Consider the following 14,661-nt stretch of genomic DNA (forward strand, 5'->3'; position numbering starts at 1 on the left):
GGCCGATCCTTTGGGTTTGGTTATTCCTCAAGCAGGTCGGCGTATTCTTCGGGCGTGAGCAGGCCGTCGGAGGGCTGGCCCCCGGTCACACGCACGCGCACCATCCAGCCTTCACCATACGGATCTTCGTTGATGACCTCGGGCGTATCCACCAGCTCCTCATTGACGGCGATTACCTCGCCATCCACGGGGGAGTAGATCTCGCTGGCTGCCTTGACGGACTCCACGGATCCCATTTCCTCGCCTGCGGTCACCGTGTCGCCCACCTTGGGCAGCTCCACGAACGTGAGATCGCCAAGCTGGGACTGGGCAAACTGGGTGATGCCCACCACGGCCTCGTCGTCTTCCATGCGGATCCATTCATGCGTTTTGGTATACAGCAGATCATCAGGAATCATACATTCCTCCTAAAAGATAAGGAAAAAGGGGAACGCGCCCCCGGTCTTCCGTGGCGAGATGTCCCGGCCCGTGACGTTTCATACGTGCGCCGCGGCGCAACTGCAAGCCGTCTGGGCTGGCAAGTTGAGAAGTTTTTTGGAGCGACCCCGAAGGCGCTGTCGCCGCGGCAGAGGAATGGCCGCAGTCAGCACAGGGGAGGGCAGGCAGATTATTCGCTCAGGGGCGCGAGGGTCAGGCCCAGGGCAGCGATTTCTTCAAGTAATAGCTGCTTTCTGATTGGCTTAACAATATAGGAAGTTGCGTCACCCAGGAAGAAGGCGTCGTGCACTTCGCGGTTGTCATCCAGGCCGCTGATCATGATGACTTTGGCGTGCCGGCAGGCCTCGCCCAGGAGCTCGCGCTCCACCTCGCGGATTTCGCGCAGGGCTTTCTGCCCGTCCATGTTGGGCATGAGAATATCCAGACACACCAGATCGTACGGCTCGCCTTCTTTGCAGGCGGCGCGGAATGCCTCCACGCCTTCCTCCCCGTCCACGGCGATATCCACATAGCCGAAAGGATGGAGGATCTTCTGCAAAAGTTTGCGGCTGTCGAAGTCGTCATCTACAATCAGAAACTTCATGCACCCGGCTCCGGTAAGGAAGTGTGCAAAAAATCAGGCCGAACGAATAGTAACCACGGATCCGGGAGTGCGTCAATTGCCATGCGCGGTAAAAATGTGGCATAGTTGTCTGTTTGGGGCCGGTTGCGGCGATGCTTGCATTTGCCGCCGCCAGGGGCTACAGCACAGGAGGGGTACCGTTTCTGCCCCGCAACCCATTTTCGGCGTGCGTTCACGCAAATATCTCATGCATATTGCACTCGTTTTCACCCTCGCGGCCGCCTCCGGCTGGGAGTTCTGGCCCTTCGATGCCATCTACCCCTCAAACTTCTGGCCATTTTTGGCCAAGATTGGCTTTGTGGCCCTCATTTTCGGGGGGGTGGTGCTGTATCTGCGCAAACTGTTTGGCCCTGGCGGGCGGCTTCGCCCCGAGGGACTGGAGACAATCCAGGAAGCCCGGGCCCGGGAGGCACGCGAGCGCCAGGCCGTGGTGGACCAGGCGCAGGACGGCAGCCAGCCCGAGGGGCAGGAACAGGCCCGGGCCGCGGATACCCCGGAGCGTTAGCATGCTGCAGCAGCCGGAACTGGGCGCGCTGCCCGAACTGTTTGAGGCCTATGTGGCCCGGCACCGTCTGGGCACGGCTGAGGATGCGCGCAACATTGAGCTCAAGCGCGAGCATTCCTGGCTGGTGATGGCCAATGCCCGCGCCATTGCCGATTCCCTGACCCTGCCCGATGTGCCGCGCCGCCTGTGTCTGGCCGCGGGATTGTTGCACGATTTCGGCAGGTTTCCGCAATATCTGCGCTACCGGACCTTTCACGACGGCAAGTCCGAAAACCATGCCCGCCTGGGCGTGCGGCACCTGCGCACGGAGCAGGCCTGCGCCGTCATGCCGGCTGCTGCCCGCCGGCAGGTGCAGGCCGCGGTAATGCTGCACAACCGTCGGGAGCTACCCCGGGGCATCTCGCCGGCGCTGCGGTGTCTGGCGGAGGTGGTGCGCGATGCGGACAAGCTGGACATCATCCGGGTCATGGCCGGGCATTTCAGCACGGCGGACACGTCCAATCCGGTGGTCACGCTGCACGTCAAGGAGGATCCGGAGCAGTACTCCCCGGATCTGCTGGCAGTCATTCTTTCGGGAAAAACAGGCGATTACACGGCCATGCAGTGGACAAACGACTTCAAGATCCTGCTATGTGGATGGGTGGGCCAGCTGCATTTTGCCCGCAGCAGAACGCTCCTGAGCGAGCAGGGCCACATCCAGACCTTGCTAGGAACCCTGCCGGACACTGCAGCCTTGCGCCAGCTGCGGGAAATGGTCCTGAATTTGTTGACATCGCCACTGCCCGAGCCTGCATGCGCACAGGCGTTGCGGCAGTGGCGATGTTGAGCGGCGGGCTTAGGCCCGCTGGCTGATCAGCCGTCCGGCAAGCTGCTCCAGCAGCTCCCCGGCTGTGGTGAAGATGAGGGGTTTCATGTTTCGTTCGCCCATCTCCACCGCCAGCGGTACCGCTTCGCCAAGATGCTTGGTCTGCTCGTAGGTGGCGTGTTGCATGCGCAACGAGTGGGAGATGTTGTTGCTGGAGAATTGTTCCCCATCCAGAACGAATTGCCATGCAAGATCGGTGTTCATTGCCATGATGAATTTCTCCGCGAGTGGCCATTGGGGGCAGCCGCCGGCGTTTCCCTCTTCAATGAACATGTAACCGCGCCTTGGGCGTCGGTCAAGCAGATGGGCGCAATTTGCCCGGCGGCGGACCGATGCGCGGCGCGTCATGGGTGATCATCATGCATGCTGTTTCCGCTCCGGCGCCGTCCCGCCGGTCCGCATTGGTCAAGCCGTTTTATGTGATGGAGATTCTGGAGAAGGCCCAGGCCATGCAGCGCGCCGGTCTCGACGTGGTGCATCTGGAAGTGGGCGAGCCGGATTTTGAGACGCCGCAGCCCATTCGTGATGCCGCGGAAAAAGCCCTGCGCGACGGGCACACCCACTACACCCACAGTCTGGGCCTGCCCGAGCTGCGCGAGGCCATCTGCCAGTGGTATCACGACCGGTACAAGGTGGAAGTGACGCCGGACCGCATCGCCGTGACCAACGGCGTCTCGCCAGCCATGCTCCTGGCCTTCTGCGCCATCCTGGACAGCGGCGACAAGGTGCTCCTGGCTGACCCGCACTACGCCTGCTACCCCAATTTCATCCGCCTGGCCGGCGGCGAGCCGGTCTTCGTGCCCGTGCGCGAGGAGGAAGGCTACCAGCCCACGCCAGCGGGCGTGCGCGCCGCCATGCAGTCGGGAGGACCGGGCGTCAAGGCGTTGCTGGTCAACTCCCCCGGCAACCCCACGGGCACGTGCCTGGATCTGCCTCGCCTGCAGGCCCTGGCCGATGCCGCTCCCTGTCTGGTGAGTGACGAGATCTACAACGGCCTGGTGTATGCGGCCCCTGGCGCCGCGCTGCAGGAAGTCAGCGCCCTGCAGGCCACGGATCAGGCCCTGGTGCTGGACGGCTTTTCCAAACGCTTTGCCATGACGGGCATGCGGCTGGGCTACCTGATTTTCCCGCCGCAGCTGGCCCGGGCCGTCTCCTCCATGACGCAGACGCTGTTCATCTCCCCCAACACCGTCTCCCAGTGGGCCGGGGTGGCGGCGCTGCGGGAGTGCGCGTCCCACGTGGAGGCCATGCGCACCACCTACGACCAGCGCCGCCGGCTGATGATCGATCGCCTCACCGGCATGGGCTTCTCCCTGCTCACGGAGCCCACCGGCGCATTCTATGTGTTCGTCAATGTGCGCCGGATTTGCGAGGCCCTGGGGCAGGATTCCCTGGCCCTGGCCAATCGCATCCTGGAAGAGGCCCATGTGGGCGTGACGCCGGGCATCGACTTCGGTCCCGGCGGGGAAGGGCACTTGCGCTTCTCCTATGCCACGTCCCTGGAACGCATCGAGGAAGGCCTGCAGCGTCTGGCCCGGTGGCTGGAGCGCACGGGCTGTCATCCGGCCGGACTTCTGGGATAATCCGGCATGACGGAAGACGAATACGGGGTGGTTTCAGGGATCTATGATCCCTTGCTGGATCCGCTGCTTGCGCCCCTGCGGCGGGCGGTGGCGGCCATGGCCCGCGCCAGGGGCTGGACGCGCATGGTGGATGTGGGCGGCGGCACGGGGCGGCAGTGCCAGGCCCTGGCCGCCGCAGGGGTCTCGTGTCTGCTGGTGGATCGCTCCCCGGGCATGCTCCGTGTGGCCCGGGGGCGGCGCATGGCGCTGCTGGACGTGCTGCAGGGGGACGCCGTATGCCTGCCCCTGGCCGCCGCCGGCGCGGATGCCGTGGTCTTTTCCTTGTGTCTGCACGAGATGCCCCACCATGTCCGACAGGCAGCCCTGGCGGAAGCCGGCCGTGTGGGCCGGATGGTGGTGGCGGCGGACTATGCCCTGCCGGAGTCGGCAGACTGGCGCGGCCGGGCGGCGCTGCTGGCCGCGCACCTGCCGGAACGGCTGGCCGGGCGACGGCATTACGCCATGTTTCGGGACTTCCTGGCCCGAGGCGCGGCGGCAGGTGTGCTGCAGGCGGCGGGATTCGAGGTCCTGGAGCGGGCTTCCCTGTTTCAGGGGGCGCTGGCGGTCATCCTGGCCCGGCCTGGACGCTCCCAGGGGGCGGCGTAGGCACGGGGGCCGGCCCGGAAGGATGGATTTTCCAGGCAGGCTTCCGCCACCAGCGCATCGTGCATGGCCAACTGATTGAGATCGTTGTTCTGCAGGCGGGCGTCTTCGGAAAACTCGCCGCGGTAGTCACGGATGAGCAGCCGCAGTTCGTCGGGATGGAGTTGCAGCCGGTGGTTCTCGGCCACGCAGCGACACAGGCTGTCGGCCTGGCGCTTGTCCAGATGCCGCGCGGCCTGCTGCCGGCAGACAGCTTCAAATTCGGCCACAGCGGCTGCCAGGGCTGCCTTGTCGTCCCCTTGTCGCGACGCAGCGCAGCCGGCAGTCAGCAGGCATGCAACACAGGCGATGACACAGAAGATGCGCATGGCGTGTCCAAAAATGTGGTGCGAGCGGTTGCGCTTTGGCGGCATCCAATGCAAGCTGGCCATGGTGGCGCCGCAGCATTCAATGCTTCGCATCATATATCCCCGCGGGCTTGCATGGTCAATGCCGGGGTGTGGCGAGCGCCCGGCGCAGGCCGGATTCTGATTTGGTTTTGACAAGAATTAGACTTGGTTATAGAATTTCTTGAAAACGGCCGCCCAGTCCGGGCGCACCGCATGCTGTGTGGAAATGATTGCGGCGGGTTACAGCTGCGGCCTTGCCCGATTCCGCATCCCCCCAACGCTGCCCTGCCGTCCAGCTTTTTTTCCTGGAGACGACCATGAACCAGATGACGCCGGAACAATTCAGCGCCCTCACGAAGCAGCTTGAGGAGTGGAAGGAAGATACAGAGTACCAGCTGCAGACGTTCTTTGATGAGACCCGTGTGTTGATCAACGAAAACCGCAAGCGATACAACCGGCTGCTGGTCATTCTGGCCGTGTCCCTTGCCTTGAATCTGTATTCCACCAGTTTCTTGTACACGGTGCGAGACTATGCCGTGAACACCACGCAGCACATGACGCACTTGTACGAAAATCTCATGCGGCTTGTGTTGCCCAAGGAGTAGATCCGGCGCACCCGTCACGACAAGTCACGACAAGTCAGGATTGGGCAGGAGTGGGCAAGACTGGGCAGGAAAGGGCACGGCAGGGAGGTACGCAATGGCGTCGCCGGTGAAAATCAAGCGTTCGCAAAAGCAGACCGGAAGCTCCGGCGGCAAAAGATCCAACCACGCCGGCGGTGCACCCCCCAGCAAGCCGATTCATCTGATTCTCGCCACCGTGGCGGTGACGGCGTTGCTGATCAGCGCGGCGAGCTATTTGTTGCCGCCGCTGCCGTCGCGTTCCCCCTCCCCGCCGCCTGATGCCGAAGAGCGCCAGCCCCTGGTGCCTTTTCCCCCCATCGGGCAATCCAAGACAACTATTCTGCCGCAGCCGGCAGCGCCACCGGTGTTGCCGCCTGCTGTGGATCTCGCGCCCGTGCCGGCGCGGTCCGCCACGGCGCCCATGCCGGCGCCGCCTGTGCCGGCGGCGCCAACGCCTCCCGCTGCCCCTCCGCCCCCCAATCCTGCTGCCCCTCCGTCCCCCAGTTCTGCGACCAGTTCTGCGCCCAGTCCTGCGCCCAGTCCTGCATCTGGCCAGCCCCGCAGCGAGGGCAAACCCCGTAGCGAGGGCAAGCCCGGGGATGTGGTCCAGCAGGCCCTGCAGGATGCCGCCCGTCTGGCAGCCGTTTCCACCAGTCCGCCCCCGCCCGCCGCACCAGCCAGAAAATCGACCCCGGACCGCGCGGCCAAGCCTGCTCCGGCCGTCGCCTCGACACCGGAAAAAGATCCCCCCATCACGGCTGAGGAGCGCGCCCACAAGAACAGTCTGGTGGCCGCCCAGGTGGAGAAGGTCCAAGGTCGTTGCCTGCTGCGCGTCACCTCGGCCAGGCCCCTGCTGCGCTACAAATGGCTGCAGCTGGAGAATCCGCCCCGGGTAGCCCTGGATCTGGTGGGCAGCTGGGATGTGAACGCCATGACCCGCGACCGCGGCGACGGCCTGTGCGTGCGCGAACTGCGCCTGGGCCGGCACGCGGACCGGGTGCGGGTGGTGGTGGAACTGGCCGGCGGCTCCACCACGGGTCCCAAGGAGGTGGTGGTGGAGAAGACCTCACCCAAGGAACTGCTGATCACCTTGCCGCATCGCTGAGTTCGTCCCACGCGCCCACGCGCGCGTGCGCCTGCCCCCCGTGCATCTGGGGTGTCCGGTCCTGTTGCTGCCTGCCCTCTCCGGCGTTGTCGGGGAGGGCTTTTTTTGGCGTTGCCAGGGACCGATTCCGAATGATCGTCTTGACATTTGCCATTACGCAGACGTATTGACGGCCATGGCATACGATCTTGATCGAATCGACGTCCAGATACTCCGGCTACTGCAGGAGAACGCCCGCATTTCCAACGCCGCCATTGCCCGCGAGGTGGGCATGGCGCCGTCGGCCGTGCTGGAGCGCATCCGCAAGCTGGAGCGGCGGCAGGTCATCCTCGGGTACACGGCGCAGCTCAACCCTGCGGCCCTGGGCCGGGGGCTCACCGCCTTCACCAACGTGCGCACCGAGGAGGCCGTGGGCGCCACCGAAGCCGGCGAGGAGCTGGCCCGGCTCCCCGGCGTGCAGGAGGTGCACCACACCGCCGGCCAGGACTGCTACCTGGTGAAGTTGCGCGTGGCAGATACCACCGCCCTGGCCCAGCTGCTCAAGCAGTTTGGCGCCGTGCCCACGGTGCGTGACACCCGCACCACCATTGTGCTGACCACGGTTTGTGAATCCAACCCCTTGCCCCTTCCCGACCTTGAGGCCGGGGAGGGCGGCCGCCAGGCATAAGGAAGCATCCGCATGGATCCTCGCACCCTCGAACCCGCCGTCATTGCCCGCGGCAAGGAATTTTTCGCCAGCATCAGCGGCGAGGCCCCATCCATTTTCGATAAGGGCTGGTGGACCGGCAAGGTCATGGACTGGTCCATGAAGCACGAAGACTTCAAGGTGAAGATGTTCCGCTTTGTGGACGTCATCCCGGCCATCCACGACACCGATTCCCTGGTCCGCCACATCAAGGAATACTTCCAGGACGGCTGCGGCGAGCTGCCGCCGGTGATGTCTGCCGGCCTCAAGGGGGCCAGTCTGGCCGGGTCCCTCGGCCTGGGGCTGATGGCCAAGGGCATCCGTTCCAACATCGAGAAGATGGGCCGCCAGTTCATCGTGGGGCAGGACGCCAAGGAGGCCGTGAGCTCCATTGAAAAGCTGCGCAAGGACGGCTTCGCCTTTGTCATCGACAGCCTGGGCGAAGCGACCATGAGCGAGGAGGAGGCCGACGAGCATCTGGAAGATCACCTCAAGCTCCTGGATGCCCTGGGCGCGGCGCAGAAAAAGTGGAAGCCCCTGGGCAACGCCGGCAACGAGCTGGACTGGGGCCACGCCCCCAAGGTGAACCTGGCCGTCAAGCCCACGGCCTTCTATTCCCAGGCCACCCCGCGGGACTTTGAAGGCTCCGTGCAGGGCATGCTCAAGCGCCTGTTGCCCATGGCCCTGAAGGTCAAGGAGATCGGCGGGTTCTTGTGCATCGACATGGAGCAGCTCAGCGTCAAGGACATCACCATCGAGGCCTACAAGCGCCTGCTGCTGCATCCCGAACTCAAGGACTATCCGCACCTGGGTCTGGTGCTCCAGACCTACCTGCGCGATACCGAAGCCGACCTGGACGATCTGCTGGCCTGGGCCCGGCAGCACAACCGGCCCATCTCCCTGCGCATGGTCAAGGGCGCGTACTGGGACTACGAGACCGTCGTGGCCCGGCAGAATGGCTGGGAAGCACCAGTCTGGCTGCAGAAGCCCGAGTCCGACGCCTGCTACGAACGCTGTGCCTGGAAGATCCTCCAGCATGCGGACATCTGCCACCTGGCCTGCGCCTCCCACAACATCCGCACCATCAGCGCGGTGATGGAGATGGCCAAGGCCCTGGGCGTGGATGAGTCCCGCTACGAATTCCAGGTGCTCTATGGCATGGCCGAACCCGTGCGCAAGGGCCTGAAGAACGTGGCCGGCCGCGTGCGGCTGTATTGCCCGTATGGCGATCTCATCCCCGGCATGGCCTATCTTGTGCGTCGCCTGCTGGAAAACACGGCCAACGAGAGCTTTTTGCGGCAGAGCTTTGTGGACGAAGCCAGCCAGGAAGAATTGCTGGCAGACCCGGCCACCAAGATTTTGCCTGCGCCGGAACCTGCCGAACCCGCTGCGGCCTGCGTCAGGAAACCGTTCGACAACGAAGCCATGGTGGACTTCACCGTGCCGGAAAGCCGGCAGGCCTTCCCGGCGGCCATCGCCATGGTCCGCAGCCGGCTGGGGCGGACGTACCCGCTGTGGATCGATGGCAAGGACGTGGAAACGCCGGACACCATCGCCACCCGCAACCCGGCCAGACAGGACGAGGTGATCGGCCATGTCTGCCAGGCCGGCGTGGAAGAGGTGGAAGCGGCCATCGCCGCCGCCCGGACGCAGCAGAAGGCCTGGGCCCGGCTGCCGGCGTCCCAGCGTGCGGACTGCCTGCGCAAGGCGGCGGGCATTTGCCGCGAGCGCATCGTTGAACTGAGCGCCTGGCAGGTGCTGGAAGTGGGCAAGCAGTGGGACCAGGCCTATGCGGACGTGGCCGAAGCCATCGACTTCCTGGACTATTACGCCAACGAGGCCGAGCGGCTGGCCGCGCCGCGCACCGAGGCCTCCCTGCCCGGCGAGTCCAACCGTCTGGCGTATCGTCCCAAGGGGCTGGTGGCCGTCATCGCCCCCTGGAACTTCCCCTTTGCCATCTCCGTGGGCATGTGCGCCGCGGCGCTGGTGACGGGCAATGCGGTGCTGTACAAGCCGTCCAGCCTGTCTTCGGTGGTGGGGTACGGGTTGAAGGAAGTCTTCCAGGCCGCGGGCATTCCCGGCGGCGTCTTCAACTACTTGCCCGGCCGCAGCTCCGTGATGGGCGATCATCTGGTGGGCCACAAGGACATCCACGGCATCGCCTTCACCGGGTCCATGGAAGTGGGGTTGCACATCATCAAGACGGCTGCCGTCCCGGCTCCCGGTCAGGCCCATGTGAAGCGGGTGATCGCCGAAATGGGCGGCAAGAACGCCATTGTCATCGACGACGACGCCGAGCTGGACGAAGCCGTGGCCGGCACGCTGTATTCCGCCTTCGGCTTCCAGGGGCAGAAGTGCTCGGCGTGCTCGCGGGTCATCGTGCTGGATGGCGTGTGCGACCGCTTTGTGCCCCGGCTGGTGGCGGCGGCGCGATCCGTCAAGATCGGTCCGGCTGAGGACTCGTCCAATGTCATGGGGCCGGTCATCGATCCCAAACAGCAGCGCAACGTCAACCAGTACGTGGAACTGGCCCACACCGAAGGCAACGTGCTGCTCATGCACACCGCGCCGCAGCCCCTGTGGGCTGAGGGGTGCTACGTGCCCCTGACCATCGTGGAGGGCATCACGCCGCAGCATCGTCTGGCCCAGGAGGAAATCTTCGGCCCGGTGCTGTCCGTCATGCGGGCCAAGGATTTTGACCAGGCCATGGACTGGGCCAACAGCACACAGTTTGCCCTTACGGCCGGGCTGTATTCCCGCTCTCCGGCGCGCATCGAGCGCTTCAAGCAGGAGATGGAAGCCGGCAACCTGTACATCAACCGCGGTACCACCGGCGCGCTGGTGCATCGCCAGCCCTTCGGCGGGTTCAAGCTCTCCGGCGTGGGCTCCAAGGCCGGCGGCCCGGACTACCTGCTGCAGTTCGTGGATCCCGTGAACACCACCGAAAACACCATGCGCCGCGGCTTTGCCCCGGTGGACGAATAGGGCAAGGTATCTTTGAAAGGAGTTCTCGGGGGAAAACCTTTCTGAAGAAAGGTTCTTCCCCCGAACCCCCTTTCCAAAGACTTTTTTTGGTATAATTACAAAGAACTATCAAAGTGTTGGAAGGGGAGAGCGCGAGAGGGGAGAACCTTTTGCAAAAAGGTTCTCCCCTCTCGCAACGTCCTTTTTCAAAAGGAACATGCGCTCATTGCGTGGCAGGGTGCGGTGCGTGGAGTTATCCCGCCACCAGCTCTTTCAGTTTGGCGATGGCTTCGGCAATCTTGCCCGGCTCCGTGCCGCCAGCCTGGGCCAGATCCGGCCGGCCGCCGCCGGAGCCGCCCACCACGGCGGCCACATCCTTGATGAGCGACGGCGCGGTGAAGCGGCCGTGCAGATCCTTGGACACATACAGAATCAGCGGGGCCTTGCCTTCGGCTTCCGCGGCCAGCAGGGCCACGCCGGAGGGCAGCTTGGAGCGCACGTCGTCCATCAGGTCGCGCAGCACCTTCACGCTGGGGGCGTCCACCTTGGCGGCCAGCACCTGCACGCCGCCGATGGTCTCCACCGCATCCATGATGGACCCGCCGCCGCCGGAAGCAGCCGTGGCCGCCTTGGCCGCGAGCTTTTCGTTCTCTTTCTTGAGGGCCTTGACTTCCTCCAGCAGCAGCTGGACCTTGCGGGCCGATTCGCCCGGCTGGGCCTTGAGCTGCCCGGCGATTTCGCCCAGCTCCTGGCGCTGGGCCATGAGATGCTGCAGGGCGTTCCAGCCGGTGGCGGCCTCGATGCGGCGCACCCCGGCGGCCACGCCGGTTTCCGAAAGAATAACAAAGCTGCCGGCCTGGCCGGTGGCCGTCAGGTGCGTGCCGCCGCACAACTCCACAGACACGCCCGGGGCTTCCACCACGCGCACCTGATCGGTGTATTTTTCGCCGAATAGCGCCATGGCGCCCCTGGCCACGGCCGCTTCATAGTCCATGGTGCAGATGCTGACGGGGATGTTTTTGAGGATGGCGGCGTTGACCTGCTCTTCCACCCGGGCGATTTCTTCGGCCGTGAGGGCGGCAATGTGCGTGAAGTCGAAGCGCATGCGGTCCGGCCCGACGAGGGAGCCGGCCTGCTTGACGTGTTCGCCCAGCACGCTGCGCAGGGCGGCCTGCAGCAGGTGCGTGGTGGTGTGGTTGCGGGCGGTTGCCGTGCGCTTGCCCTCGGCCACGTCCAGGGTTGCATCCTGGCCCACGGCCAGACTGCCCTGGCGCACCTCGACCACATGCACGGTGAGGTCCGGGGACGGCTTGAGGGTGTCCGTCACCGTGGCCTGGCCGGTGGCGGTGGCGCACGCGCCGCCATCCCCCAACTGGCCGCCGGATTCGCCGTAGAAGGGCGTGGCCCGGGCCACCAGATAGCCCTTGGCACCGGCCGGCAGGGATTCGACGAGCTGCCCGGCCTCGTCCAGCAGGGCGACAATCTCGCTCTGGTGCGTCAGGGTGTCGTAGCCCACAAAGCGGCTGGAGATGCCCTGTTCCAGCAGCGCCCGGAACTGGCCGGCCAGGCCGGCCTCGCCGGAGCCTTTCCAGGCCGCCTTGGCGCGGGTTTTCTGGTCCTGCATGTGGGCGGTGAAGCCGGCTTCGTCCACACAAAAGCCCTGGCGTTCCACCACATCCTTGACGATGTCCAGGGGGAAGCCGAACGTGTCGTACAGTTTGAAGGCGAACTCGCCGGCGATGGTCATGTCGCCTGCGGTGCGGCGGGCGGCCATTTCCTCTTCCAGCATGATCAGCCCCTTGCCCAGGGTCTGGGAGAAGCGGTCTTCCTCTTCCCGGACCACGCGCTGCATGAAGTCGGCGTTGTCCAGGAGTTCGGGGAAGGCGACGCCCATGAGGCGGACCACCTCGCCGCAGACCTTGTGCAGGAAGGGATCCTTGAGGCCGATGAGGGTGCCGAAGCGCAGCGCCCGGCGGATGAGCCGGCGCAGCACGTAGCCGCGGCCCTCGTTGGAGGGCAGGATGCCGTCGGCGATGAGAAATGCCGTGGCCCGGGCGTGGTCTGCGATGACGCGCAGGGCCGTGTCGCCGTCGTCGGTGGCGCCGTAGCGGGTGTCGGCCAGGGAGGCGGCGAAGCGGATGATGTCCTGGAACAGGTTGATATCGAAGTTGGACTGCACGCCCTGGCACACGGCGCTGATGCGCTCCAGGCCCATGCCTGTATCGATGGAGGGCTTGGGCAGGGGCATGCGGGTGCCGTCTGGCAGCTGGTCGTACTGCATGAACACCAGGTTCCAGATTTCGAGGAAGCGGTCGCAGTCGCACAGGCCAATGCCGCAGTCCTCGCCGCAGGACATCTGCTCGCCCTGGTCAAAGAGGATCTCGGAGCAGGGACCGCAGGGGCCGGTGTCGCCCATGCTCCAGAAGTTGTCCTTCTCGCCCATCTTATAGATGCGGTCTGGGGGCACGTTGGCCACGTCCTGCCAGAGCTGGCCGGCGTCGTCGTCGTCCCGGAAGATGGTCACATACAGCCGGTCCTTGGGCAGCTTGAGTTCCTGGGTGAGGAATTCCCAGGCAAAGCTGATGGCCTCGCGCTTGAAGTAGTCCCCGAAGGAGAAGTTGCCCAGCATTTCAAAGAAGGTGTGGTGCCGGGCCGTGCGGCCGACGTTTTCCAGGTCGTTGTGCTTGCCGCCCACGCGCAGGCATTTCTGGGAGGTGACGGCGCGGCGATACTCCCGCACTTCCTGCCCCAGAAAGACATTTTTGAACTGCACCATGCCGGCGTTGGTGAAGAGCAGGGTGGGGTCGTCCTTGGGCACCAGACCGGAGGAGGCGACGGGGGCATGGCCTTTGGCGGCAAAGAAGTCGATAAAACGACGGCGGATTTCGTCGGCGGTGAACACGATGTGGGGCTCCTGAAAAGTGAACTCGGATACTGGGGAAAATGGCTGACGCTAGTCGGGCATGGTGTCGTCGTCGTAGCCGGCGTCCGGAGGAAAAGGGCTGTCGTCGTCGGCGGCGGGCATGGCGCCCGTGAGTTTGGGCGGGCCTTCCATGCCGAAGTGGGCCAGCAGCTTTTCTTCCACCTGCTGGCGAATGTCCGGATGTTCTTGGAGAAAGTCGCGAACCTTCTCCTTGCCCTGGCCCAGGCGCTCCGAGCCGAAGGCGAACCACGCGCCGCTCTTGTCCACAATCTTGGCTTCCACGCCCAGGTCGATGAGTTCGCCCTCGCGGGAGATGCCCTGGCCGTAGAGGATGTCGAAGATGGCCTCGCGGAACGGGGGGGCCACCTTGTTCTTGACCACCTTCACCTTCACCCGGGAGCCGTAGACTTCTTCCTTGTCCTTCAGGGTCTGGATTTTGCGGATGTCCAGCCGGATGGAGGCATAGAACTTGAGGGCGTTGCCGCCGGAGGTGGTCTCGGGGCTGCCATAGCCCATGGTGCCGATCTTCATGCGGATCTGGTTGATGAAGATGATGGACGTGCGGGACTTGTGGATGGTGCCCGTGAGCTTGCGCATGGCGTGGCTCATGAGCCGCGCCTGACCGCCCACCTGGGTTTCTCCCATCTGGCCTTCCAGTTCCGCCTGGGGAATGAGGGCGGCCACGGAGTCCACCACCACCAGATCCACGGCATTGGAGCGCACCAGCATGTCGGCAATGTCCAGGGCCTGCTCGCCGTAATCGGGTTGGGAGATGAGCAGCTCATCCGTCTTCACGCCCAGGCGGCGGGCATAGTTCACGTCCAGGGCATGTTCGGCGTCGATGAAGGCGGCGGTGCCGCCCAGCTTTTGGCATTCGGCGATGACATGCAGGGCAATGGTGGTCTTGCCCGAGGACTCCGGCCCGTATATCTCGCTCACCCGGCCGCGGGGGATGCCGCCCACGCCCAGGGCAAGATCCAGGCCGATGGAGCCGGTGGGGATGACCGGGATGGCGACATGATGCTCGTCGGAGAGTTTCATCACCGAGCCGGTCCCGTATTTGCGCTCGATGGTGGCCAGGGCGGTGGAGAGGGCCTCCTGCCGGGCGGCCAGGGGATCGACAGGTGCGGCGGGTTTGCGCGCCATGAAGGATGCTCCGTACAAAAAGGGAAATCAGGTGGAAGGAGGCATAGCAGAAGGGAGGGGGAGGGGGCAAGGGCAGGGACAGCCCGTGGCGCAGGGAATTCTGCACACGCGCCCCCGGCCTTTGTCGGGCTCCGCACACCGGGCGATGGGGGGCTTCCCGTGGCGGCGGCT

14 protein-coding genes are annotated in these 14,661 nt (G+C 64.9%); 8 read left to right on the top strand and 6 right to left on the bottom strand.

All coding sequences use genetic code 11. The annotated features are described in order from the left end of the window. Positions 1-20: 20 nt before the first annotated feature. Together gcvH and DGI_RS09160 are read right to left on the bottom strand one after the other, a co-directional pair. Entirely contained in the window at positions 21-398 is a 378-nt protein-coding gene (gene gcvH / locus DGI_RS09155) for a glycine cleavage system protein GcvH (protein WP_021760651.1), read from the bottom strand. Between the two features lie 209 nt (positions 399-607). Then, on the bottom strand, positions 608-1,021 hold the full coding sequence (locus tag DGI_RS09160) for a response regulator (protein ID WP_021760652.1): 414 nt from the start codon (positions 1,019-1,021) through the stop codon (positions 608-610). A 226-nt stretch (positions 1,022-1,247) separates the two neighbouring features. On the opposite strand from DGI_RS09160, the gene DGI_RS18365 reads away from it, so the two are divergent. Continuing rightward, entirely contained in the window at positions 1,248-1,565 is a 318-nt protein-coding gene (locus DGI_RS18365; protein ID WP_034606822.1) for a hypothetical protein, read from the top strand. Between the two features lies 1 nt (position 1,566). Further along, positions 1,567-2,391 carry an HD domain-containing protein gene (locus DGI_RS09170; RefSeq protein WP_021760654.1) on the top strand — a complete coding sequence of 275 codons (825 nt, stop codon included), beginning with the start codon at positions 1,567-1,569 and terminating at the stop codon, positions 2,389-2,391. 9 nt (positions 2,392-2,400) lie between these two features. Here DGI_RS09170 and DGI_RS09175 read toward each other — a convergent pair whose 3' ends face one another. Continuing rightward, a complete protein-coding gene (locus tag DGI_RS09175) occupies positions 2,401-2,703 on the bottom strand; it encodes a hypothetical protein (RefSeq protein ID WP_027192818.1) in 303 nt (100 codons plus the stop codon). Between the two features lie 86 nt (positions 2,704-2,789). On the opposite strand from DGI_RS09175, the gene DGI_RS09180 reads away from it, so the two are divergent. After that, positions 2,790-4,013: a pyridoxal phosphate-dependent aminotransferase gene (locus DGI_RS09180; protein WP_021760656.1), complete on the top strand. Its 1,224-nt coding sequence runs from the start codon at positions 2,790-2,792 to the stop codon at positions 4,011-4,013. 6 nt (positions 4,014-4,019) lie between these two features. Next, positions 4,020-4,658, top strand: a complete 639-nt coding sequence (locus DGI_RS09185; RefSeq protein WP_021760657.1) for a class I SAM-dependent methyltransferase — start codon at positions 4,020-4,022, stop codon at positions 4,656-4,658. Here the strand turns inward: DGI_RS09185 and DGI_RS09190 are convergent. Continuing rightward, positions 4,601-5,023, bottom strand: coding sequence for a hypothetical protein (locus DGI_RS09190; RefSeq protein WP_021760658.1), 423 nt, complete (start codon positions 5,021-5,023; stop codon positions 4,601-4,603). The genes DGI_RS09185 and DGI_RS09190 overlap by 58 nt on opposite strands. 338 nt (positions 5,024-5,361) lie before the next feature. Here DGI_RS09190 and DGI_RS09195 point away from each other — a divergent pair, with 338 nt between their 5' ends. The 4 genes from DGI_RS09195 to DGI_RS09210 all read left to right on the top strand — a co-directional run bounded on the left by DGI_RS09195 (position 5,362) and on the right by DGI_RS09210 (position 10,442). Continuing rightward, positions 5,362-5,649: a hypothetical protein gene (locus DGI_RS09195; protein WP_021760659.1), complete on the top strand. Its 288-nt coding sequence runs from the start codon at positions 5,362-5,364 to the stop codon at positions 5,647-5,649. 94 nt (positions 5,650-5,743) lie between these two features. Further along, positions 5,744-6,772, top strand: a complete 1,029-nt coding sequence (locus tag DGI_RS17185) for an AMIN domain-containing protein (RefSeq protein ID WP_021760660.1) — start codon at positions 5,744-5,746, stop codon at positions 6,770-6,772. Positions 6,773-6,947: 175 nt separating this feature from the next. Beyond that, a complete protein-coding gene (locus tag DGI_RS09205; RefSeq protein ID WP_021760661.1) occupies positions 6,948-7,439 on the top strand; it encodes an Lrp/AsnC family transcriptional regulator in 492 nt (163 codons plus the stop codon). A gap of 12 nt (positions 7,440-7,451) precedes the next feature. Next, on the top strand, positions 7,452-10,442 hold the full coding sequence (locus DGI_RS09210; RefSeq protein WP_021760662.1) for a proline dehydrogenase family protein: 2,991 nt from the start codon (positions 7,452-7,454) through the stop codon (positions 10,440-10,442). A 232-nt stretch (positions 10,443-10,674) separates the two neighbouring features. Here the strand turns inward: DGI_RS09210 and alaS are convergent, their stop codons facing one another. After that, the gene (alaS, locus tag DGI_RS09215) at positions 10,675-13,323 is read right to left on the bottom strand and encodes an alanine--tRNA ligase (RefSeq protein WP_021760663.1); all 2,649 of its coding nucleotides are present in this window, start codon (positions 13,321-13,323) and stop codon (positions 10,675-10,677) included. A gap of 51 nt (positions 13,324-13,374) precedes the next feature. Beyond that, the gene (gene recA, locus DGI_RS09220) at positions 13,375-14,490 is read right to left on the bottom strand and encodes a recombinase RecA (RefSeq protein ID WP_021760664.1); all 1,116 of its coding nucleotides are present in this window, start codon (positions 14,488-14,490) and stop codon (positions 13,375-13,377) included. Positions 14,491-14,661 lie beyond the last annotated feature (171 nt).

Origin of the sequence: Megalodesulfovibrio gigas DSM 1382 = ATCC 19364 (assembly GCF_000468495.1) — a bacterium.
Taxonomy (GTDB): Bacteria; Desulfobacterota; Desulfovibrionia; order Desulfovibrionales; family Desulfovibrionaceae; genus Megalodesulfovibrio; species Megalodesulfovibrio gigas.

Coding starts and splice junctions, on each gene's coding strand:
- gcvH (WP_021760651.1), bottom strand. CDS start 398: ATGATTCCTGATGATCTGCTGTATACCAAAACGCATGAATGGATCCGC.
- DGI_RS09160 (WP_021760652.1), bottom strand. CDS start 1,021: ATGAAGTTTCTGATTGTAGATGACGACTTCGACAGCCGCAAACTTTTG.
- DGI_RS18365 (WP_034606822.1), top strand. CDS start 1,248: ATGCATATTGCACTCGTTTTCACCCTCGCGGCCGCCTCCGGCTGGGAG.
- DGI_RS09170 (WP_021760654.1), top strand. CDS start 1,567: ATGCTGCAGCAGCCGGAACTGGGCGCGCTGCCCGAACTGTTTGAGGCC.
- DGI_RS09175 (WP_027192818.1), bottom strand. CDS start 2,703: ATGTTCATTGAAGAGGGAAACGCCGGCGGCTGCCCCCAATGGCCACTC.
- DGI_RS09180 (WP_021760656.1), top strand. CDS start 2,790: ATGCATGCTGTTTCCGCTCCGGCGCCGTCCCGCCGGTCCGCATTGGTC.
- DGI_RS09185 (WP_021760657.1), top strand. CDS start 4,020: ATGACGGAAGACGAATACGGGGTGGTTTCAGGGATCTATGATCCCTTG.
- DGI_RS09190 (WP_021760658.1), bottom strand. CDS start 5,023: ATGCGCATCTTCTGTGTCATCGCCTGTGTTGCATGCCTGCTGACTGCC.
- DGI_RS09195 (WP_021760659.1), top strand. CDS start 5,362: ATGAACCAGATGACGCCGGAACAATTCAGCGCCCTCACGAAGCAGCTT.
- DGI_RS17185 (WP_021760660.1), top strand. CDS start 5,744: ATGGCGTCGCCGGTGAAAATCAAGCGTTCGCAAAAGCAGACCGGAAGC.
- DGI_RS09205 (WP_021760661.1), top strand. CDS start 6,948: ATGGCATACGATCTTGATCGAATCGACGTCCAGATACTCCGGCTACTG.
- DGI_RS09210 (WP_021760662.1), top strand. CDS start 7,452: ATGGATCCTCGCACCCTCGAACCCGCCGTCATTGCCCGCGGCAAGGAA.
- recA (WP_021760664.1), bottom strand. CDS start 14,490: ATGGCGCGCAAACCCGCCGCACCTGTCGATCCCCTGGCCGCCCGGCAG.